This is a genomic window from Peptoniphilus sp. GNH, assembly GCA_021307325.1.
Classification (GTDB): Bacteria; Bacillota; Clostridia; order Tissierellales; family Peptoniphilaceae; genus KA00134.
On the sequence record CP089931.1, the window covers coordinates 500,884 to 521,382 of the forward strand.

At 33.8% G+C, this 20,499-nt stretch carries 16 protein-coding genes and 1 other annotated feature; of the genes, 1 reads left to right on the top strand and 15 read right to left on the bottom strand.

The window, feature by feature from the left end; genetic code table 11:
* Positions 1–5: 5 nt before the first annotated feature.
* From smc to LV469_02615, 9 genes are all read right to left on the bottom strand, one after another.
* The gene (gene smc / locus LV469_02575; protein ID UHR03191.1) at positions 6–3,539 is read right to left on the bottom strand and encodes a chromosome segregation protein SMC; all 3,534 of its coding nucleotides are present in this window, start codon (positions 3,537–3,539) and stop codon (positions 6–8) included.
* 7 nt (positions 3,540–3,546) lie between these two features.
* Entirely contained in the window at positions 3,547–4,554 is a 1,008-nt protein-coding gene (locus LV469_02580; protein UHR03192.1) for a radical SAM protein, read from the bottom strand.
* Positions 4,551–5,231: a ribonuclease III gene (rnc, locus tag LV469_02585; protein ID UHR03193.1), complete on the bottom strand. Its 681-nt coding sequence runs from the start codon at positions 5,229–5,231 to the stop codon at positions 4,551–4,553. The genes LV469_02580 and rnc overlap by 4 nt, the downstream gene beginning before the upstream one ends.
* Before the next feature lies 1 nt (position 5,232).
* A complete protein-coding gene (gene acpP / locus LV469_02590) occupies positions 5,233–5,457 on the bottom strand; it encodes an acyl carrier protein (protein UHR03194.1) in 225 nt (74 codons plus the stop codon).
* Positions 5,454–6,443, bottom strand: a complete 990-nt coding sequence (gene plsX / locus LV469_02595) for a phosphate acyltransferase PlsX (protein ID UHR03195.1) — start codon at positions 6,441–6,443, stop codon at positions 5,454–5,456. The genes acpP and plsX overlap by 4 nt, the downstream gene beginning before the upstream one ends.
* Positions 6,444–6,566: 123 nt before the next feature.
* On the bottom strand, positions 6,567–9,200 hold the full coding sequence (locus tag LV469_02600; protein UHR03196.1) for a valine--tRNA ligase: 2,634 nt from the start codon (positions 9,198–9,200) through the stop codon (positions 6,567–6,569).
* 32 nt (positions 9,201–9,232) lie between these two features.
* Positions 9,233–9,419, bottom strand: a binding site (T-box leader).
* Positions 9,420–9,457: 38 nt separating this feature from the next.
* Entirely contained in the window at positions 9,458–11,242 is a 1,785-nt protein-coding gene (gene pepF / locus LV469_02605; protein UHR03197.1) for an oligoendopeptidase F, read from the bottom strand.
* Between the two features lie 2 nt (positions 11,243–11,244).
* Complete coding sequence (gene trpS, locus LV469_02610; protein ID UHR03198.1) at positions 11,245–12,234, bottom strand: tryptophan--tRNA ligase; 990 nt, start codon at positions 12,232–12,234, stop codon at positions 11,245–11,247.
* Between the two features lies 1 nt (position 12,235).
* Positions 12,236–13,516 (bottom strand): amidohydrolase, encoded by a 1,281-nt coding sequence (locus LV469_02615; GenBank protein ID UHR03199.1) that lies wholly within the window; start codon positions 13,514–13,516, stop codon positions 12,236–12,238.
* 176 nt (positions 13,517–13,692) lie between these two features.
* Between LV469_02615 and rpsD the strand changes: the two genes are divergently transcribed.
* Complete coding sequence (rpsD, locus tag LV469_02620; GenBank protein ID UHR03200.1) at positions 13,693–14,289, top strand: 30S ribosomal protein S4; 597 nt, start codon at positions 13,693–13,695, stop codon at positions 14,287–14,289.
* A gap of 130 nt (positions 14,290–14,419) precedes the next feature.
* Here the strand turns inward: rpsD and LV469_02625 are convergent, their stop codons facing one another.
* From LV469_02625 to LV469_02650, 6 genes are all read right to left on the bottom strand, one after another.
* Positions 14,420–15,727 (bottom strand): sodium-dependent transporter, encoded by a 1,308-nt coding sequence (locus LV469_02625; protein ID UHR03201.1) that lies wholly within the window; start codon positions 15,725–15,727, stop codon positions 14,420–14,422.
* Between the two features lie 159 nt (positions 15,728–15,886).
* Positions 15,887–16,585 carry an ABC transporter ATP-binding protein gene (locus LV469_02630; GenBank protein UHR03202.1) on the bottom strand — a complete coding sequence of 233 codons (699 nt, stop codon included), beginning with the start codon at positions 16,583–16,585 and terminating at the stop codon, positions 15,887–15,889.
* The gene (locus LV469_02635; GenBank protein UHR03203.1) at positions 16,578–17,360 is read right to left on the bottom strand and encodes an ABC transporter ATP-binding protein; all 783 of its coding nucleotides are present in this window, start codon (positions 17,358–17,360) and stop codon (positions 16,578–16,580) included. Before LV469_02635 ends, LV469_02630 begins: the two co-directional genes overlap by 8 nt.
* Positions 17,353–18,351: a branched-chain amino acid ABC transporter permease gene (locus tag LV469_02640; protein ID UHR03204.1), complete on the bottom strand. Its 999-nt coding sequence runs from the start codon at positions 18,349–18,351 to the stop codon at positions 17,353–17,355. The genes LV469_02635 and LV469_02640 overlap by 8 nt, the downstream gene beginning before the upstream one ends.
* Entirely contained in the window at positions 18,352–19,239 is an 888-nt protein-coding gene (locus LV469_02645) for a branched-chain amino acid ABC transporter permease (protein UHR03205.1), read from the bottom strand.
* A 61-nt stretch (positions 19,240–19,300) separates the two neighbouring features.
* Positions 19,301–20,467 (bottom strand): ABC transporter substrate-binding protein, encoded by a 1,167-nt coding sequence (locus LV469_02650; GenBank protein UHR03206.1) that lies wholly within the window; start codon positions 20,465–20,467, stop codon positions 19,301–19,303.
* Between the last annotated feature and the right edge of the window lie 32 nt (positions 20,468–20,499).

Below are 20,499 nucleotides of genomic sequence, written 5' to 3' on the forward strand. Positions count from 1 at the left end.
CTCTCCTATTCAACTGCAACTGTTACAATCTTACTTATGCCTTTTTCTTCCATAGTTACTCCATAAAGTACCTCTGCGATTTTCATAGAGGTCTTTCTGTGAGTTATCATTATAAATTGTATATCTTCTATGGTTTTTAAATAATCTATATATCTATAAATATTTGCATCATCAAGTGCCGCATCAATCTCATCTAGAATGCAGAATGGAGCTGGTCTTGTTTTTAAAAGAGCAAACAAAAGGGCTACAGCTGTAAGAGATCTTTCTCCTCCTGATAATAAAGATAGAGACTGAAATCTCTTTCCTGGTGGCTGAGCTTTTATTTCTATGCCTGCCTCTAAAATATCTCCCTCTTCCAAACTTACTTCGGCCTTTCCTCCCTTAAATAAAATAGAGAACACTTCTTTAAAATGCCCATTTATTTCTTCAAAAGATTTTTTAAATTCCTTTGTCATCTGAGCATCTAAATCTTTTATTATTTTCTCTATTTTTTCCTTGGCTAGATTGAGGTCATTCATTTGATTTTCTGTAAATTCCAATCTTGCTAGAACCTCTTCATGGTCTTTTATGCTAGATAGATTTACATCACCTATGGCCTTCAAATTATCTTTTAAAATTTTTATATCTTTGTTAGTCGGATTTATATCAGGGTTTATTTCAAATGCAAAGTCTGAAAGATCATAATCATTTATCAGCCTTTGTCTTTCCATTTCTACAATGCCCTCTAATCTCGAAATCTCCGACTTGTTTTTATCCAAAATATTCTCTTGCTTATATATCTTTTCAAGAAGGAGATTTATGTCTTCCTGAAGTTTATCAATTTCAATTTGCTTTTCGCTCTTTTTTATTTTAAAATTCTCGAAATTTTTATCTAAATCAGATGACAAGATTTTGCCTTCTTCATAGCTTTTTTCAAGCTCTCTTAGCTTGTTTTCCAAGTCTTTTTTTTGATTTGAAAGATTTTCACTCGATTTCTTTAACTCAGCAAGTTTCTTTTCCAAGTTGCCTATATCAGATTTTTTGCCTTCTAACTCCCTCTTAGAATTTTCGAGTTCATTTGATAATTTAAGCCTATCCAGCTCTAAAAATTTCAAGTTTTCAGAAAAATTCTTCTGTTCTCTTTCAAGCTCTTCTATGTCATTTTTATTGCTAGATGTTTTGCTGTCTAATTCAGATATATTATTTTCTAAATCACTTAACTTTTCTAGAAGCTCCTGATTCTCCAACTTATCCCTTGAAAGTGAATCCTCTATGTTCGCAATTTCTTCTTTTAACTTATTTTTTTCCTCTATATTTTTTTCTCTTGTAAAACTTAATTTTTGGTACTTGGAAATGAGCAAATCCAGTTCTCTTTTTAGAGTATCTGCCTGAAGAGTGTTTTCTTCTAAAAGTAATTTACAACTTTTCATCTGCTCATCTAATTCAACTATGTCTTTTTCACATTTTAGCTTAGAGCTTTCATAAGTTTTTAACTTCTCATTCAAGATGTCTATGTCTTTTTTTCTATTTATAATAGACATTGATGATTTCTGAATAGACCCTCCACTAAGAGAGCCACCTCTATTTATGCTTTCACCCTCCAAACTTACTATCCTATAAGCATTATTTAAGCGCTTATCCAAATCCAGGGCATCCTTATAAGTTTTTACAACTAAAATATTTGACAGTAAGTTTGAAAAAATATTGTCTACTGACTTATCGCATTCTATTAGATCATAGGCAGTGCCCAAAAAACTTGCATTATTAAATCCGCTTAATTTTGGTGATGGTTTTGCCTTTATTCTATCTATTGGTAGCAAGGTAATCCTTCCCATTTTTTTGTCTTTCAAGTATTTAAATATCTTTGACGATGTGCTTGTAGATTTTATTATTATGTTTTGCACTCCAAATCCAAGCGCTATATTTATGGCCTGCTCATATTCTTTTCTTGTTGAAAAATTTTCTCCCAAAGGCCCCAGTACTTCTCTTTCAAAAAGATTATCCTTTTTTACAGCCTTCATAAAAGATTTTACGCTTAGAGAATAGCCATCGTAATTTTCAGAAGAACTTTTTAAAATTTCGGCCTGACCTTTTGTTTTAGTGTATTCTAAAAGGATACTTCTTTGTTTTGCCTCAATTTCACTTCTATTTTTTTCTAAGCTCTTTACTCTGCTTTCTAGCTCTAGTCTATTTGATTCAAGTTCTTGAAGTTTGTCCTCAGCATCTTTATGGCGATTTTTATAATCTTCCAAGACCCCTTGAGCATCGTGCCCTTCCTTCTCATAAAGAGTCATTTTTTCTATACTCTTTTTAAGACGATCGGATTTATCCAATTTAATCGAGGATAAAAATTCAATCCTTGATTTGACCTTAGTAATATCTTCTATAAATCTGGCATATTCTTTAGAATTATCCTCTTTTAGCTCACGTGCCGACGAAATCTTTTGATTTATGCTAGAAAGAGAATCTGCTAATGCTCTTATTTTTTCATCTAATTTACTGATGTTATAAGACTTCTCTTCATAAATTGGCTTTAAGGTATTAGAATCCTTAGTTAAAAAAACAATTTTTGAATTTATATTTTCTGTCTTACTCGTGTTTTCTTCCTTTTGAAGGCTCGAAGTATTAATTTTTTCTTTTATTATGGCAATTTCTGCTTGAATCTTGTCCTCTCTGGATTTTGCTTCAAAGCGACTATAATTTAATTTTTCATAATCACTTTCAAATAATTCAAAATTCTCCTTAGATTCTTCGAGTTTTTTTCTTTTTTCAGAAAGTTTAGACTTGTCCACTTTCGAACTTAAATCTAACTCATCTCTATCTTTTATTAAATTCAGAACTTTTTCTTGATAAGATTTCAACTTTTTAGAGGAAAGATGAAGGTCATATTCTTTTAGTTTTTCAAATATTTTCTTATAGTCAAGCGCCTTTTCAGATTCGATTCTAAGATTTTCCTCTTGTAATCTTATCTCTCCTAAAATATCATCAAGTCTTTGCAGATTATCAACGGTTTTTTTCAAAGAGTTTTGAGCTTCTTTTTTCTTGGACTTGTATTTTGTAATACCTGCAGCCTCTTCAAAAATACCACGCCTATCTTCGCTCTTGTTGGATAGTACGGATTCAATCTTACCTTGCCCTATTAAAGAATATCCCTCTCTGCCAATACCAGTATCCATAAAAAGGCTATGAATATCTTTTAGTCTGACTTTTTCTCCATTGATTCTAAATTCACTTTCACCAGACCTGTACATTCTTCTTTTTATGCTGACTTCTTCAAATTCTATATTCAAACTTTTGTCGTGATTATCAAAGATTGCCTCAACTTCAGCAAAGCCCAAGGGTTTTTTATCCTTAGTCCCAGAAAATATTACATCCTCCATCTTGGAGCCTCTAAGATTTTTTACAGACTGTTCTCCCAAAACCCACATAATAGCATCTGTTATATTACTCTTTCCAGATCCATTGGGTCCTACAATGCCTGTTATCTCTTTTTTAAATTCAATTATTGTTTTTTTCGCAAAGGACTTAAATCCTTGAATTATAACTCTTTTTAAATACATTTCTCACTCATATAATTATTTTTTCGCCATTTATAAGTAAAATTCCACTGTCTAAATTTTTTAATCTCAATTTAATTTCTTTTGCTCCCAAGGCTTCACAAACCTTTTGTTTATTTATTCCCTTGTTGCCTGCAATATATGAAATATTCCTGCCGTTAGCTTCTATAGTTATGCTTTCTCCAAAAGATCCTCTATACTTAGTCAATTTATCTATAATTAATTTTTCTTCAACCAACTGTCTAAAGGATGGATGAAAGGGTCCCGCTACAAGATCTCCGTCAAAATTTATATTTTCCGTAGGCTGAAGGCCTATTCTTATTACATCTATGTTATTTTCTCTGTAAATTTTTAAAAGGTCCTTTGATACGTCTATGGCAGATTCCAAACAAAGAGGTTTATAGACTCCACTTTTATACATCTTTTCAAGCCTTGTGTTTTTAACAACCAAAGTAGGATAAATCCTCACCATGCTAGGACCTATCTTCACAAATTCTTCAGCCGTATGTATAGACTTTGTGTAAGTGTCTCCAGGTAGACCTATCATTTGTTGAAGTCCCAAATTAAAATCCCATTTTTTTATCAAATCTGATGAAGTATACACACATTCAGGGTCATGACCCCTGTTTGAAAGTTTCAAAACCTCAATATCCAAAGACTGGACTCCAAGTTCAATAGTTTTAACTCCATTTTCTTTAAGTTCTTCTAAAATTTTTTCGTCTATGCAATCTGGCCTTGTAGATATCCTCACTTCAGAAATCAATCCCTCATCTATAAGGCTCTTGGCTTCTGTCAAAAGTTTGCTTCTAAGACTTGGGTTTATAGCAGTAAAAGACCCGCCATAAAATGCAAGTTCCGCTGGATTTTTAATCTTAAAATAAGAAATATTTTCAAGCACAGTTTCTTTTAGAGATTCTCCAGTAAATTCTATCCCTGTTATCTCATTTTGATTACAAAACACGCATCCCACAGGGCAACCCACATGAGGAACAAAGTATGGAATTATATATTTTTTCATTTCTTCTTCAACTTCTCCAGCATAATTTTTGCAGCCAATTGTTCTGCCTCTTTTTTATTGTGAGCAGTCGCTGTTACCTCATAACCTAAGGCCTTTAGTTGTACTTTCGCTTCTCTTGAATCATCCAAACCAGATCTTATAAGTTTATAAATTGGCATATCCTTTTTCTTTTGACAAGCTTCCTGTAAGCTAGTCTTATAGTCTACAAAAATTTTTCCATTTAGGATCGGCAAAAGAAATTTTAATATGAATTTCTTGGCTGCTTTAAACCCACCATCCATATATATTGCCCCTATAAGAGATTCCAGAGCATCTGCTAGAATGGAATCCTTGTTTCTGCCTTCATTTATCTCTTCACCATGGCCCAGATACAAAAATTCTCCCAAATTTAATCTTCTTGATGCATCAGCCAAGACATCCTTATTTACTAATAGGGATCTTCTCTTAGTTAGCTCCCCTTCGTCTATGCTTGTATAGTGTGAAAATAAGTACTCTCCAATAACTAAATCAAGGATTGCATCTCCAAGAAATTCTAATCTCTCATTGCAATCCTCAAAACTCAAATCATGTTCATTTATATAGGAGCTATGAGTTAAAGACGTCTTTAAAATACTTAAATCTTTAAATTTATGAGATGAAATTTCATCAATCTTTTTTTCTAAGCTCTTTAAATCCATCTTATTCTATTTCTTCTATATATGCTAAAACGTCTCCAATAGTTTGAAAGTTTTCAAACTTGTCATCTGGAATCTCCATTTCAAATTCATCTTCCAAATTCATGACAAGCTCAACAAGCTCGATAGAATCTGCCTCTAAATCATTTACAAAGTTTATGTCTGGCGTCAATTCATCAACAGATCTGTTGAATTGTTCAGCTATAATTTCTAAAACTCTCTCTTTCATTTATTTCCTCCCAGTTCATCTTCTATTTTTTTAATTAAGCCTTGCTCATGAAATTTTAATGCTTGCTTGGCTGCATTTTTTATAGCCCTTGCACTTGATGAGCCATGTGCTTTAACAATTATTTCCTTAAGCCCTAAAAGAATTGTTCCCCCATGTTCTTCATAGGATAATTTTTTGGAAAATTCTTTAAGTCCACCTTGTATTTTTTGTGCGCTAAGTTCATCTAATTGAAGTTTTGAAAGCATAGTCTCCATGGCTTTTAAAAAGAATATAGCATTTCCCTCAGTATTTTTTAAAATCACATTTCCAACAAAACCATCGCAAACTGCAACATCACAAACACCCATCGCAAGATCTCTAGCTTCTACATTTCCTATAAAATTTAGTCTTGCTTCTTTTAAAAGTTGATGAGCCGATTTTGTTTGGGCATTTCCTTTTTCTTCTTCAGCTCCAACATTGATAAGTCCAACTCTGGGGTTATCTATGCCAAGTGTCTTGGCATATGCGGAGCCAACTTTAGCAAATTGTAGCAAATTTTCAGCTGGCACATCCATATTTGCACCAGAGTCTAAAAGCACAGTGAACCCTTTAAGATTAGGAATGTTAGTCGGTAAAAATGCTCTCTTTACTCCATCTATTCTTCCGACTAGAAAAGTACCTCCAGCAAGAATCGCTCCTGTTGAGCCGGCAGATATAAAAGCATCTGCTTTTTTGTCTTTTAAAAGATTCATACCAACTACAATAGATGAGGATTTTTTTCTCCTTATTGCAAGAGCCGGATCCTCCATATTAGTTATTGTTTCTTTTGCATCTATTATTTCAAACTTATCTTTATCTATTGAAAGTTTTTCTAATTCAGTTTCAATTTCTTCTTTATTACCTATAAATAAAGGAGTAATACCAAGCTCCTCATTTGCTTGCAAACCACCCTTTATAATTTCTGATGCGGTTTTATCAGCACCAAGAGTATCAAATATTATTTTCATAATAACCTCCTATTAAGAAATAATATATTATAAATATCATATTATCAAGATTTTATAGCCACTTCATAAATTTTATTAAAATTAAATATAAAAGGACCATCACTTTTATGATGATCCTTAATTTTATTTTAATTTTTCTATATTAGATCTAATAGTAATTAGCATCTCTTCGTATTTAGCAAGCTTTTCTCTTTCGCTATCTACAATTTCTTTAGGCGCCTTGTCAGTGAAAGATTTGTTAGAAAGTTTTCCCTTGGCCCTTTTAATTTCAGCTTGAGTTTTTTCCTCCTCTTTCTTCAATCTTTCCTTTTCTTTTTCAAAATCTATTAAATCCCTAAGTGGTAAAAATATTTCTGACTTGTCCAAAACAATATTTACATTGTTTTCCGGACTTATTTGAGCCTTTTCTACAAACTCAATAGAATTTGCAAAGCCGAGATTCTTAAGTTGCAATTCATTAGAAATATAAATTGATTTAATCCTTTCATCTGACGTTGCTATTAAAACTTTTGACTTTCTGCCTGCTTCAATATTCATTTCAGAACGCAAATTTCTAATTTTCCTTATTGCTTCTTGTATATATTCAACGGCATAAGATTCCGTTTCGAAAACAAGTTCCTTCTTTGATTCTGGCCAAGAAGATATCATTATAGATTGCTCATCTGCAAATATATGTTGCCAAATTTCTTCTGTTATAAATGGCATGTAAGGATGAAGGAGCCTTATTATAGCCTTTAGTACATATATTAGGCTTGCTTTTGCTGCATTTTTTGAATCTATATCATCACCAAATAGTCTAGGCTTTACCATTTCTATATACCAATCGCAAAATTGTGACCATGTAAAGTCATAAATTTCATTTGCAGCACTTCCCAAGTCATAAACATCCAGTCTTTCTGTCATATTGTCTATTGTACTTTGAAGTTTTGTCAGTATCCACTTGTCTTCATCTTCTAGATTTTCAAGTTTAATGTCGAGGTCCTCAGATCCAATATGCATCATCAAAAATCTTGTTGCATTCCAGAGTTTGTTGGCAAAATTTCTACTAGCTTCAACCTTTTCTTTTGAAAATCTCGTATCATTTCCTGCAGAATTTCCAGTTACAAGTGTAAATCTTAATGCATCTGCTCCATATTCGTCTATTATCTTTAGAGGATCTATCCCATTTCCGAGTGACTTGGACATTTTTCTTCCTTCCGCGTCTCTTACAAGTCCATTTAAGAGAACATCCTTAAAAGGCACTTCTCCTGTTTGCTCAAGGGCTGAGAATACCATCCTCACTACCCAGAAGAAAATTATGTCATATCCTGTAACTAATACATCAGTTGGATAAAAGTATTCAAAATCTGGAGTCTTTTCAGGCCAACCCAAAGTTGAAAATGGCCACAAAGCTGATGAGAACCAAGTATCTAAAGTGTCTGGATCTTGTGTGAAAGTTTTGCCCTCGTATCCTGGCCTTCCCTCTGGATTTTCCAAATCAACCACTGTTTCGCCCGTTTCATTACAATAGTATACGGGAAGTCTGTGACCCCACCAAAGTTGTCTTGATATACACCAGTCCTTTATATCATCTAGCCAATGAGTATATATTTTCCCAAATCTTTCAGGAATAAATTTAAGCTCTTTATTTTTATAGGCTTCCAAGGCAGGCTTTGCCAAAGGTTCCATTTTTACAAACCATTGTTTTGAAAGAAGAGGCTCAATTGTTTCATTACATCTAGAGCAGTGGCCCACTGCGTTTTTATGCTTTTCTTCTTTGACAAAGAAACCAGCATCTTTAAAATCTTTTATTATTGCCTTTCTGGCTTCTTTTCTGTCCATTCCAGCGTATTTTCCTGCAAGATCATTTAATCTTCCATCGTCATCAATTACTTTTAGCTGTCCAAGCTCGTGCCTTGCTCCAACTTCAAAGTCATTTGGATCATGGGAAGGAGTTATTTTAACCGCACCAGATCCAAATTTCATTTCTACATACTCATCTTGAATTATTGGAATCTCTCTATTTATTATTGGTATTATAAGCTTTTTGCCAACCAAGTCCTTGTATCTTTCATCCTTTGGATTTACAGCAACAGCCAAATCTCCAGGGATAGTTTCTGGTCTTGTAGTTGCAATTTCTATAAATCCATCTCCTTCTTTTAGAGGGTATTTAAAATACCAAATGAATCCGTCATGGTCATGGTGATCCACTTCCGCATCGGATACAGCCGTCTTACAATTAGGACACCAATTTATAATCCTATCTCCTCTGTAAATTAGTCCCTTTTTATATAATCTAATGAACACTTCTCCAACAGCCTTGGATAACTTGTCGTCAAGAGTAAAACTTTGCCTTGACCAGTCACAAGAAACTCCCAATTTTTTTAATTGGTCATTTATTATGCCTCCATATTTATGAGTCCAATCCCAAGACTCTTTTAGAAATTCTTCCCTTCCTATATCCTGTTTGGTCTTGCCTTCAGATTTTAATTTTTCTACAACTTTGGCTTCAGTAGAGATAGATGCGTGATCTGTGCCTGGAATCCAAAGAGCTTCAAAGCCCTTCATTCTCTTGTATCTTATTAAAATATCTTGAATTGTATTATTTATAGCATGCCCAATATGAAGCTGACCTGTTACATTTGGCGGCGGCATAACAATAGTGAATGGTTTTTTATCCTTGTTTATATTTGCTCTGAAATAATCTTTGTCCAGCCAAAATTTATAGAGTCTGTCTTCAAAATCATGGGGTTGATAATTTTTTGCAAGTTCTTTCATAATTCCTCCTCAAATAAAAATCCCCCCATCCTTATAAGGACGAGGGGACGCGGTACCACCTTAATTCCGTCTAAACGGCACTTTGGATTATAACGTAATCATCGTTTCCATAGGAAATGCAGAAAAGCAACCTTCGAAAATAAAAGCTTAATGACTTTCACCAAACGTCATCTCTCTTGAAAGCTCTAATTATCTACTCCTCTTCTCTATAGCACATATTTACATAATTCTAATATCAAACCTTAGTTTTTGTCAAGTCAAATAGCCTTGTCAATTAAATCTATCATCTCTCCAACAAAATCTATGCACTCTCTTAGAGCCTTGTCGTCTTTAATGTTTATTCCAGCTGTCTTAGCCATCTCAACTACATTTTTTTTGCCACCCAATTTCAAAACTTCAATCCAGTCCTTGTAGCTTTCCTTATTTTCATAAATTTTATTTGCCATGAGTGTGCCTATGGTTAGCCCTGCCGAATACGTATAAGAATAAAGTCCAGAGTAATAGTGAGGTTGTCTCATCCATGTTAGCTCAGCCCCTTCATCTATTACCAGCTCATCTCCAAAGAATTTTTTCAAAGTGTCTTTAAATAATTTTGACAAAACAGGTTCGGTTATCGCCTGATCGCTATCTACAAGCTTATAGACTTCTCTTTGATAGTAAGCTTCTAGAAAATGTGTTACAAAATTATGATAATAAGTATTTGATATCATAGCTGCCACTATTTGTGCTCTTTTCTTGTCATCCTTTTCTTCTTGTAAAAGTGCCTTAGACAAAAGAACTTCGTTCATTGTTGATGGAGCTTCTATTATATATAGAGAGGGTTCTTGAGAAAAATAAGAGTTTTCAGCTTGCGCAAAATGAAAATGCACTCCATGGCCAATTTCATGTACAAGTGTATAAAGATCATCTAGACCGCCTGTCCAAGACATGAGGATAAATCCATCTTTTTTATATGGAGATGCACAAAATCCCCCCGTTGATTTACCTCTATTTAAAGCATAATCAACCCATCTGTTGTCAAAACTTGACATCGCAATTTTTAAATAATCATCCCCCATAACTTGAAGGGCTTTTTTTACAATAGGTTTGCTATCTTCAAATTTATAGCTTTCACCTTTTATGATTTCTATAGGCAATTTCATATCTGAAAATCTTACTTCGTCTAGCTTATATAGTTTCTTTAAAATTTTTACATACTTTCTCATATGCTTGGAAAGTTCTTCCATTATTACATCTAATTGTCTGTTATAAAGATCTTCATCTACATCTTGAATGAATAAATGATATTCTTTAAGGCTGTCAAAACCTTTTAATTTTGCAATTGTCTTTTCCGCTTGCAAATAAGTATCATAGACACTTGCAAAAGTATTCTTATAGTGGGATAGAGCCTTTGAAAAATATTTGAATGCCTTTCTTCTTAGGTCTGTGTCTATTTGATATTGGTAGTGATTTTCATAGAGTACAAAGGAATTTTCATATTTCTTGCCACTTAGTTCAAAATCTTCAAAGTTCATATCGGATAACTTCATTTCCAAATAAAGTCTATAAGGGGCAGAAAGTACATAGGAGAACTTTTCTACCAAATCCTTTGTTTTAGGATCCAAAAGATGAGGTTTTCTTCTTTTTATATCTTTTATATAATCTGAATACCTATTTTCTGCATTTATTATTTTATCCAAGATTTTATCGTCTACATCGGCTATTTCATTTTCTATATATGCCGTTTTTTGACTTATTTCGGAGTCTATTTTCAAAAAATTCATAGATCTAGTTTTTCTCTTTTCGTCTCCCATATCAACTGAATAGTCAAGATCCACATAATGGGATAAATGATCTATTTTAATTTTTAGTTCCTCATATTTTTCTAAAATATCTAAAATATCCTCTTCTGTTTTGATTTTACCTTGGTATTTTTCTAAGTTAGTAGCTTGTTCTAATGCCTCTTTTAAATCTTTTTCATACTGTGCTTCACTCTCATATATTCTTTTTAAATCCCATTTTTCTTTTTCTAAAACTTCATTTCTATTTAATAGTTTTGCCATATTTACCTCGCTATAAATCCCATTTTTCTATATACTTTAGCCATAGTTTTACTTGCAATTTTTCTAGCTTTTTGAGCTCCTTCTTTATATACATTTTCCAAGTAAGCCTTATCTTCTCTTATTTTTTGATATTTTTCTCTTATAGGTCTTAGACTGTCATTTACAACTCTTGCTAAATCAGTTTTAAATTCCCCATAGCCCTTGTCCTCATATTGTTTAACAATCTCATCAGGAGTTTTTTTAGATAAAACTGCATAGATATCTATGAGATTTTTTAGACCCTTTTGCTCATCATTATAAGAGATTTTTCCGAGAGAGTCTGTCACGGCTTTTTTTATCTTCTTTTCTGTTTCTTTTTCATCCTCAATTATTAATATATAGCCATCGCTATTTGGATCAGATTTTGACATTTTTGAGCTTGGATCTTGCAAAGACATTATTCTGGCTCCAACCTTGGGCGCCATTATTTCTGGCATCACAAATGTTTCTGAGTATCTGGAGTTGAATCTCTGTGCGAGATCTCTAGTCATTTCTATATGTTGTCTTTGGTCCTCTCCTACTGGCACATAAGAAGTTTGATACAATAAAATATCTGCTGCCATTAAAACGGGGTAATTTAAAAGCCCCGCCTCTATTTCCTTAACTTTTTGTGACTTATCCTTGAATTGAGTCATTCTTTGTAATTGTCCTAAGGATGTTATTGTATTCAAGCACCACATAAGCTCAACATGCTCTGGCACATGCGATTGAATGTATATTATAGATTTTTCCGGATCCAAACCAGCAGCTAAATAAAGTGCCAAGACATCAAGTGTATTTTTTCTCAAATTTTTAGGTTCTTGCGCAACTGTAATTGCATGTTCATCAGCTATGCAATATATGCAATCATATTCATCTTGTAGGGGGCCAAAATTTGTAAGAGCTCCTATATAGTTTCCCAAAGTCAAAGATCCAGAAGGCTGTATCCCTGAGTACACAACTTTTTTTTCCATTTTATTCTCCTTTATTAAAAATTCTATTTACATTTTCTATTACTTTTCTTTTTATTTTTTCTTCATCAAGACTCAGCACTTTTTTATCCTTCATGAGAAAGCTGCCATCTACGACAGTCGCACATACATCAGAAGCTGATGCACTATATGTCAAAGCAGAGATTAAATTATTTGCAGGCGTAAAATTTAGTGAGTCCAAATCAAATATTGCAAAATCGGCCCTATATCCCTCTTTTATAAGTCCAGAATCGCAAAATCCCAAAGCCAGCTGACCATTTCTACTTGCCATTTTCAAAACTTCTATAGAGCTTAAACACTTAGAATCTTCCTCAACAGCTTTACTTACTAAAGACGCCAAATGTATTTCTTCAACAAAATTTTGATTGTTGTTGCTAGATGAACCATCTGTGCCCAAGCCTACCTTCAATTCGCTTTTTAACATACTTTTTACGGGTGTAAATCCAGATGCGAGTTTTAGGTTTGAGCTAGGATTATATATGGGATAAATATCTAATTGTCTACAAAGCTCTATCTCTTTAGGACTTAGATGGGTGCAATGAGCAGCAACCACATGAAGTCCATCAAAAAATCCTATATTCAAAAGATGTTCTAGAGGTCTTTTTCCATTTATACTTAGGCAATCCTCCACTTCTTTTTTGGTTTCTGATAGATGAATATTTATAATTCCATTCATATCTAAAGCCATATCCCTCATCTGCAATAAATACTCATCTGAGCATGTATAGATTGCGTGCGGTCCTGGGGCTACTATAATTCTATCATCTTTGTGGTTATATTTTTTATAAAGATTCCACATATCATTTGACCTATCCACCCCATCAATATCCATCATGCCCCTTGTAAGAAGAGCTTTCATGCCAGACTCTTGGGTCGCCTTGGCAACAGAGTTCATGAAATAATACATATCGCAAAAGGAGGTTACGCCAGATTTTATCATTTCTAGAATCGACAAAAGACTAAACCAATAAATAGCTTCAGCGTCGAATTTGGCTTCGGCAGGCCATATTTTATCACTAAGCCAAGTCTGCAAATCCATATCATCAGCATAGTTTCTAAGCCCTGCCATGCCTATGTGAGAATGTGCATTGCAAAAACCTGGTACGAGCAATTTTAGCTTGCCTTCGTACATTTCATCAGCATCAAGGCTTAAATTTTTTCCAATCTTTTCTATTTTCTTGTCCTTGACATAAATATCTATATCTTCTATAATTTTTTCGTTTTCTAAATCCAAATATGTAATATTTTTAAAAAGGATCGACATATTTACCTCCTAAAACATTTAGGTTATTATATCACTTAGCCATCTTATTTCAAAACGTGTGCCGAGCATACAATTCAAGATATTTTTATTAATTTTCATTTACAAATATCGCAATCTCATGTATAATACTTACGGCTCTAAATTTATCGCGGCAATAATAAAATTAGAGGTGTAAAATGGCAAGAATGATAGTGCCTAGATTTAAACAATCTAGAAGATTAGGATTAAATGTATGTGGCCATCCAAAGGCAATGAGACGTGCCAAGAAGGGTACTGCAAGAAGCGACAAGAAGTTAACTGAATATGGTAAGCAATTGCTTGAAAAGCAAAGACTAAGAGCTTATTACGGTGTTTTAGAAAGACAATTCGTAAACCTCTTTAAGGAAGCTAAAAAGTCAAAAGAACAAACTGGTCCAGCTCTTGTTCAATTTCTAGAAAGAAGACTTGACAATCTAGTTTACAGAATGGGATTTGCTTCTTCTATAAGACAAGCAAGACAAATGGTAAATCATGGTCATGTTACAGTTAACGGAAAAAAAGTGAATATTCCTTCATACAGATGTGGCGAAGGAGATGTTATTGCCCTTTCTGCTAGAGGAAGAAAGGTAGATCTTTTCAAAACAAATTATGAAACTCAATTTGTAACTTCTTATCCTTACATTTCAAAAGATGAAGATTTAAAAGCTACTTTGGTTTCACTTCCACAAAGAGAAGATGTTCCTATAGAAATCGAAGACCAATTAATAGTAGAATTCTACTCAAAGAATATGTAATAGCTCAAATAAACGCATTGAGCAAATCAATTCTAAAATGCGAAATACCCAAACTTCTACATGAAGCTTGGGTATTTTTTATACTATTCTAATGCAAATAAAAACAAGGCAAAATTAATTCTGCCTTGTTTTATTTATTCAAAAAATTAGTTATAAAAATTATTGTAATCAGAATGGGACTTATATATTTAAGAGAAAGTGTCATCCAAATCTTTACAAATGGATTTTTAATATTTGCCGCTTCAACCAGTCTATCAATTCCCCAAACATAAGCCGAAAATATTGTTATTAAAAGACATCCTATTACAAGAATATAATTGGATTCGAGTTTATCTAAAAAGTTAAACACAAAGTCATAGTTTATGGAAAAATAAGCTATAATCAAAACTATTATAGATGCAAAAATCAAACTTTTGATTCTTGAAATTTTAAATTCCTCCATAAAAAGACCGACCACTGCTTCTAGAACTCCTACGCTTGATGTGAAAGCCGCTATATAAAATCCTATATAAAATAAAATAGAAAAAATTCTGCCATAGGATATCATGTTAAAGGCACTTGGGAGAGATAAAAAAGTCAGCGCCACTCCTTCATTTGGCTCAAGTCCTGTTGAAAACACAATTGGTATAATCATAAGACCAGCAAGCACACCTGCAATTATAAGTGCCAAACATATAATGCTTGTAGATTTAAAAATTTTTTCTTTTGGATCTTTTATGTAAGAACCAAATACCATAGAGCCGAGCATGGCAAGCCCCAAGGCAAAAAATGCTTGTCCTAGACAAATAACAAGTGATGACAAGGTGAATTTAGAAAAATCAGGTTTAAATAAAAATTCTAATCCCTCCCTTGCTCCAGCCAAACTCAAAGAGTGGACTATTATAATCGCCATTATTGCAAATAACAAGGGCAGAAGTATTTTAGAAATTCTCTCAATGCCCTTTTGGATTCCAAATATAATTACAAGTCCATTTAATATTAAATTTGCAAAAAATAAGATGAATACTTTGTTGTAATCTCCCCTGAAATTATTAAAATAATTTACAATACCCTCTGTGTTTAGATTTATAAAGTCACCATTTATAGAGGCAATGACATATTTCACTATCCAGGCATAGATTGGAGCAGTATAGCCTAATATCAAAATTGCTGCAAGTGTGTGCAAATACCCTGCCATATACCACTTACTTTTGGGGCTTAGTTTTTTATAGGCTGAAATGGCTGTCTTTTGAGTGTTAAATCCTATCGTAACTTCTGCACACATAAGTGGAATTCCGATTAAGAGGATTATTAAAACATAGGTTATTATAAATATAGCACCTCCATTTTCTCCTACTACATATGGAAAACGCCATAGGGAGCCTATGCCAAGTGCCAACCCGATTGCCACCAAGATAAATCCAAATACAGATGAGAATCCTTCCGTTTTTTTAGTCATGTATACCTCCTCAAGTTATTTAAGTATAGTCTATTTGCAAAATTTCTTCAATTTTATTTAAACTCATATTTTAAAATTAAAAAGATGACCCCCAATAACTTGATCATCTTCTTAAAATACTTATATTTGATTTTATTTAAAATTATATATTTTAAAAACCTATTCTCCAAGATATGCAGCTTTAAGACTAGCATCATTTTTTAAATCCTCAGCTTGTCCTTCATTTACTATTTTTCCTGTTTCGAGCACATAGGCCCTATCCGCTATTTCAAGTGCCAAGCCAGCATTTTGTTCCACAAGTAAGATGGTTGTTCCTTCTTTTTTTAGCTGTTCAATTACTTCAAAAATTTTCTCCACAAAAAGTGGTGATAGACCCATGGAAGGTTCATCCAAGAGTAGAAGTTTTGGTCTTGTCATAAGGGCTCTTCCCATAGCAAGCATTTGTTGCTCTCCTCCTGAAAGAGTACCTGCTAATTGTTTTTTTCTTTCAAATAAAATTGGAAATCTTTCAAATATTCTTTCAAGGATTTCATCATCTACACGCTTATACATATATGAGCCCAGTAAAAGATTATCTTCTACTGTGAGTTTAGTAAAAATTCTTCTTCCTTCTGGCACTTGAGCTATTCCAAGAGAAGTTATGATATGAGCTTTTTCTTTAGAAATATCCTTGCCCTTAAAAATAATGCTTCCACTTTTTATGGGAATTAGTCCTGAAATGCTCTGCAAGGTCGTAGTCTTTCCTGCTCCATTTGCTCCAATAAGGCATACAGTTTCTCCTTCCTCAACCGAAAAACTTATTCCTTTTATCGCATGTATATTTCCATAGTATATATTTAAGTTTTCAACTTTAAGCAAGACTGCCAGCCCCCTTTCCGAGATAGGCCTCAATAACTTTTTTATTATTAATAACTTCTCTAGGATCTCCTTCACAAAGCGGGCTACCATAATTTAAAACTAGAAGCTTTTCACATATTCCCAAGACCAATTTCATGTCATGTTCAATCAAAAGTATGGTCACATCAAATTTATCTCTTAGAAGTTTAATAGTTGCCATAAGCTCTTCTGTTTCTGTCGGATTCATGCCAGCTGCTGGCTCATCTAGTAAAAGTAATTTAGGTCTTGTAGCCATAGCCCTTGCGATTTCTAGTTTTCTCTGTTGACCATAAGCAAGGCTTTTTGCTGGTAAAGTAGAATATTTATCTAAGTCAAAAATCTTTAAAATTTCAAGAGCCCTTTCATTTGCAGAAATTTCTTCCTTCCAAAATTTAGGCATTCTAAATGTTCCGCTTAGTATTCCATATGACATATAAGAATTGAGAGCTATCTTAACATTATTCAACACACTAAGATTGTCAAAAAGTCTAATGTTTTGAAATGTTCTGGCAATACCCTTGTTTACTATTTTTGTAACTTCAAATCCATCAATCCTATCTCCATCTAGATAAATCTCTCCGCAGCTTGGCTTGTAGACTCCTGTTATAAGATTAAATGCGGTAGTCTTTCCTGCACCATTTGGTCCTATGAGGCCATAAAGCTGTCCTTTTTCTATTTTTAAATTGAAATCCCACACAGCCTTTAGTCCACCAAATTGGATACCTACATTTTTGCATTCCAAAACTAGATTAGTCATCGTCTTCACCCGCCTTTTCTTTTCGCTTGAACTTTTCATTTCCGTTGCTTACCAATCTGAGAACTTTAGAAAGCATAAATTCACGTCTTCCCAAAAGGCCTTCTGGTCTAAAAATCATCATAGCAATCAATACAAGCGAATATACAATCATCCTGTAACTTGAGAATGAACGCAAAAGTTCTGGAACGATTGTCAATATAGTTGAAGATATTACAGCTCCTGTAAAAGAACCCATGCCACCCAAAACTACCATTACCAAAATATCAAAAGACTTGTTATAGTCAAACACCTTGGCGTCAATTACTCCTATGTTTTGTGCATAGATAGCTCCTGCAATTCCAGCAAAAAAAGCTGATATCGCAAATGCCAAAGTCTTGTAATAAGTGGTGTTTACTCCAGATGCTTCCGAGGCTGTTTCATCTTCTCTAATTGCTAAAATGGCTCTGCCATGTCGTGAAGTCATGAAGCTATACATACAAAAAACACAGATGCAAGTTATGACATAAATCAAATCAAAGCTCTTCATCTTTGGTATTCCACTTAGTCCCTGTGCTCCCCCAGTAAAGTCAAAATATTCAATCAAAACTCTTATTATTTCACCAAAAGCGAGAGTGACAATTGCCAAATAATCTCCCTTTAGCCTCAAGGCAGGTATACCAATTATTATTCCAACAAGGCAGGCTAAAATGCCTCCCAAAAATAGGGATATAATGTATCCAGTAAGTCCATGTACAAATCCTGCTTTCATAAAAAGCGCCGCACCATAGGCTCCAATTGACATAAATCCTGCATGACCCAAGGTTATTTGCCCAAGGTTACCTACTGTAATATTTAAACTAGTTGCAAGTATTATATTTATACAAACCAGTCTAAGAACTGTAAGGGCATAGCCATTTACAATTCCAATATTATTTAAAATCAAAATAATTCCATATAAGGCAAGCAAAAGAATAAGAGTTATTATATACATTCCAATTTTTTGTTTTTTCATTTATACCTTCTCCCTCTCATTCTTTCCTAATAGACCAGCAGGTTTTACCAGAAGAACTATAATCAATATGCCAAAGACTATTGCATTTGCCAATCTACTTGAAATATAAGCTATTGTCAAGGCCTCTATTATGCCAATCAAAAGTCCTCCAAGCACCGCCCCTGGGATTAGTCCTATTCCACCTATTACAGCAGCTGTAAAAGCCTTTATCCCCAGCAAAGATCCCATTAGAGCTTGGGCTTGAGGATAGGCCCCCAGATATAAAACTGATGCCACGCCAGCCAAGGCTGATCCTATGGCAAATGTCAGAGTAAGGCTTGTATCTACATTTATTCCCACAAGTTCTGATGCTTTATAGTCCTCGCTCACAGCCATCATAGCCTTGCCCTGCTTTGTATTTTTCATAAAAAGTGTAAGTGAAAAAGTTAAAATTCCAGTCATTAAAATAGTTACTATGGTAACTATCGGTATTTCAAGTCCCAAAATTTTTATAGGAGGATATGGGAATATTGAAGGCACAGATTTTGCTCCAGCACCAAAAAGTTTCATAACTAAATTTTGTAGTAAAAGCGACACTCCTATGGCTGTTATTAAATTGGAAATCCTGGGAGAATTTCTCAAAGGCTTATAAGCAATTCTCTCAATCAAAACTCCCAAAATAGTGCATACAATTATCGCTGGTATAAAAGACAACCAAAGAGGTAGACCCATATTGCTCAAAAATAAAATAATTGTAAATGCAGCTGTATATGACCCCACCATTATAATTTCTCCGTGAGCAAAATTAATAAGCAGAGCAATCCCATAAACCATGGTATAGCCAAGAGCAACAAGGGCATATATGGACCCTAGTTGTAAGCCATTAAAAATCTGAAGTATAAAATCCATTTAAGCTATTCCCACCTTTCTTTTTAAAAATATAAGGCGGCCACACAAGCCGCCGTTATAATTATTCAGCTCCTACATATGAATCCAAAATATATTGACCATCTTGAATTTTCATTATTGCACACGATTTAATAGGATTGTTATTTTCTCCAAACTTCAAAGAACCAGTAACTCCTTCAATTTCAACTTTTTTAAGAGCTTCAACTACATCCTTATAGTCCATGGACTTTGTGTTTTCGAATGCGTTTTTATAAGCATAAATCGCATCATATCCTAAAGCTGAAAAAGCAGAAGGATCTTCGCCATACTTAGATTTATAATTGTCTACAAAGTTTTTGACAACTTCTTTAGTGTCTTTTACTGAATAGTGATTAGTGAAATAGATTCCATCTAAGCTTGATTCTTCGCCCTTTGCTACAACGCCAAGCACTCCATCCCATCCATCAGGACCTATTATAGTTGATTTTAGTCCTAGGTCTCTTGCTTGTCTTACAACAACAATGTTATTTTCATAATAATCGGAAATCAAAAGTACATCAGGATTTTTGCTCTTAATATTGGTTAACTGTGCCTTGAAATCTTTATCAGAACTTCCATATCCTTCGTCTGCCAAGACTTCAAGTCCTTTTTCCTTGCAGCTTGAAATGAACTTATCTGAAACTCCATTTGAATAGTCTGACGAATTATTCCTCAAAACAGCAACAGTCTTTGCTCCTAGCTTTCCTGATGCAAAATTAGCAAGCAAAAGTCCTTGCATTGGGTCAGTAAAACATATTCTAAATACATTTCCATTTCCTTCGGTAATAGACTCCATAGTTCCTGTCGGTGTTACTACTGGTATTCCATCATTTACAGAATTTTCAGCTACTGCCAAGGCTGGCTTTGAAGTTATAGGTCCTACTATGCCATTTACTCCACTTTCAACAAATTTCGAATAGACATTCATGGCTTCGGTTGAGTCTCCCTTGTCATCTTCGGAAATATATTCAATTTTCTTTCCGTTGATTCCACCATTTTCGTTTATTTCTTCTACTGCCATCTTAATTCCATTTTCAGTAGAGTTACCATAATTGGCAACAGGTCCACTTTTTGGAATTATACCTCCAAGTTTTATAACCTCACTTGAATCTGCACTCGCCTCTTGTTTTTTCTCTCCTGCATTATTGCTTGTGCCGCATCCTGAAAGTAACAGAAGTGCGGATAGCAAAACCACTAACTTTTTTTTCATCTTCATCTCTCCCTTAAAAAATATTTTTTATA

Excerpts from the sequence above, each read along its gene's own strand:
- smc (UHR03191.1), bottom strand. The coding sequence starts at position 3,539 with ATGTATTTAAAAAGAGTTATAATTCAAGGATTTAAGTCCTTTGCGAAA.
- LV469_02580 (UHR03192.1), bottom strand. The coding sequence starts at position 4,554 with ATGAAAAAATATATAATTCCATACTTTGTTCCTCATGTGGGTTGCCCT.
- rnc (UHR03193.1), bottom strand. The coding sequence starts at position 5,231 with ATGGATTTAAAGAGCTTAGAAAAAAAGATTGATGAAATTTCATCTCAT.
- acpP (UHR03194.1), bottom strand. The coding sequence starts at position 5,457 with ATGAAAGAGAGAGTTTTAGAAATTATAGCTGAACAATTCAACAGATCT.
- plsX (UHR03195.1), bottom strand. The coding sequence starts at position 6,443 with ATGAAAATAATATTTGATACTCTTGGTGCTGATAAAACCGCATCAGAA.
- LV469_02600 (UHR03196.1), bottom strand. The coding sequence starts at position 9,200 with ATGAAAGAACTTGCAAAAAATTATCAACCCCATGATTTTGAAGACAGA.
- pepF (UHR03197.1), bottom strand. The coding sequence starts at position 11,242 with ATGGCAAAACTATTAAATAGAAATGAAGTTTTAGAAAAAGAAAAATGG.
- trpS (UHR03198.1), bottom strand. The coding sequence starts at position 12,234 with ATGGAAAAAAAAGTTGTGTACTCAGGGATACAGCCTTCTGGATCTTTG.
- LV469_02615 (UHR03199.1), bottom strand. The coding sequence starts at position 13,516 with ATGTCGATCCTTTTTAAAAATATTACATATTTGGATTTAGAAAACGAA.
- rpsD (UHR03200.1), top strand. The coding sequence starts at position 13,693 with ATGGCAAGAATGATAGTGCCTAGATTTAAACAATCTAGAAGATTAGGA.
- LV469_02625 (UHR03201.1), bottom strand. The coding sequence starts at position 15,727 with ATGACTAAAAAAACGGAAGGATTCTCATCTGTATTTGGATTTATCTTG.
- LV469_02635 (UHR03203.1), bottom strand. The coding sequence starts at position 17,360 with ATGACTAATCTAGTTTTGGAATGCAAAAATGTAGGTATCCAATTTGGT.
- LV469_02640 (UHR03204.1), bottom strand. The coding sequence starts at position 18,351 with ATGAAAAAACAAAAAATTGGAATGTATATAATAACTCTTATTCTTTTG.
- LV469_02645 (UHR03205.1), bottom strand. The coding sequence starts at position 19,239 with ATGGATTTTATACTTCAGATTTTTAATGGCTTACAACTAGGGTCCATA.
- LV469_02650 (UHR03206.1), bottom strand. The coding sequence starts at position 20,467 with ATGAAAAAAAAGTTAGTGGTTTTGCTATCCGCACTTCTGTTACTTTCA.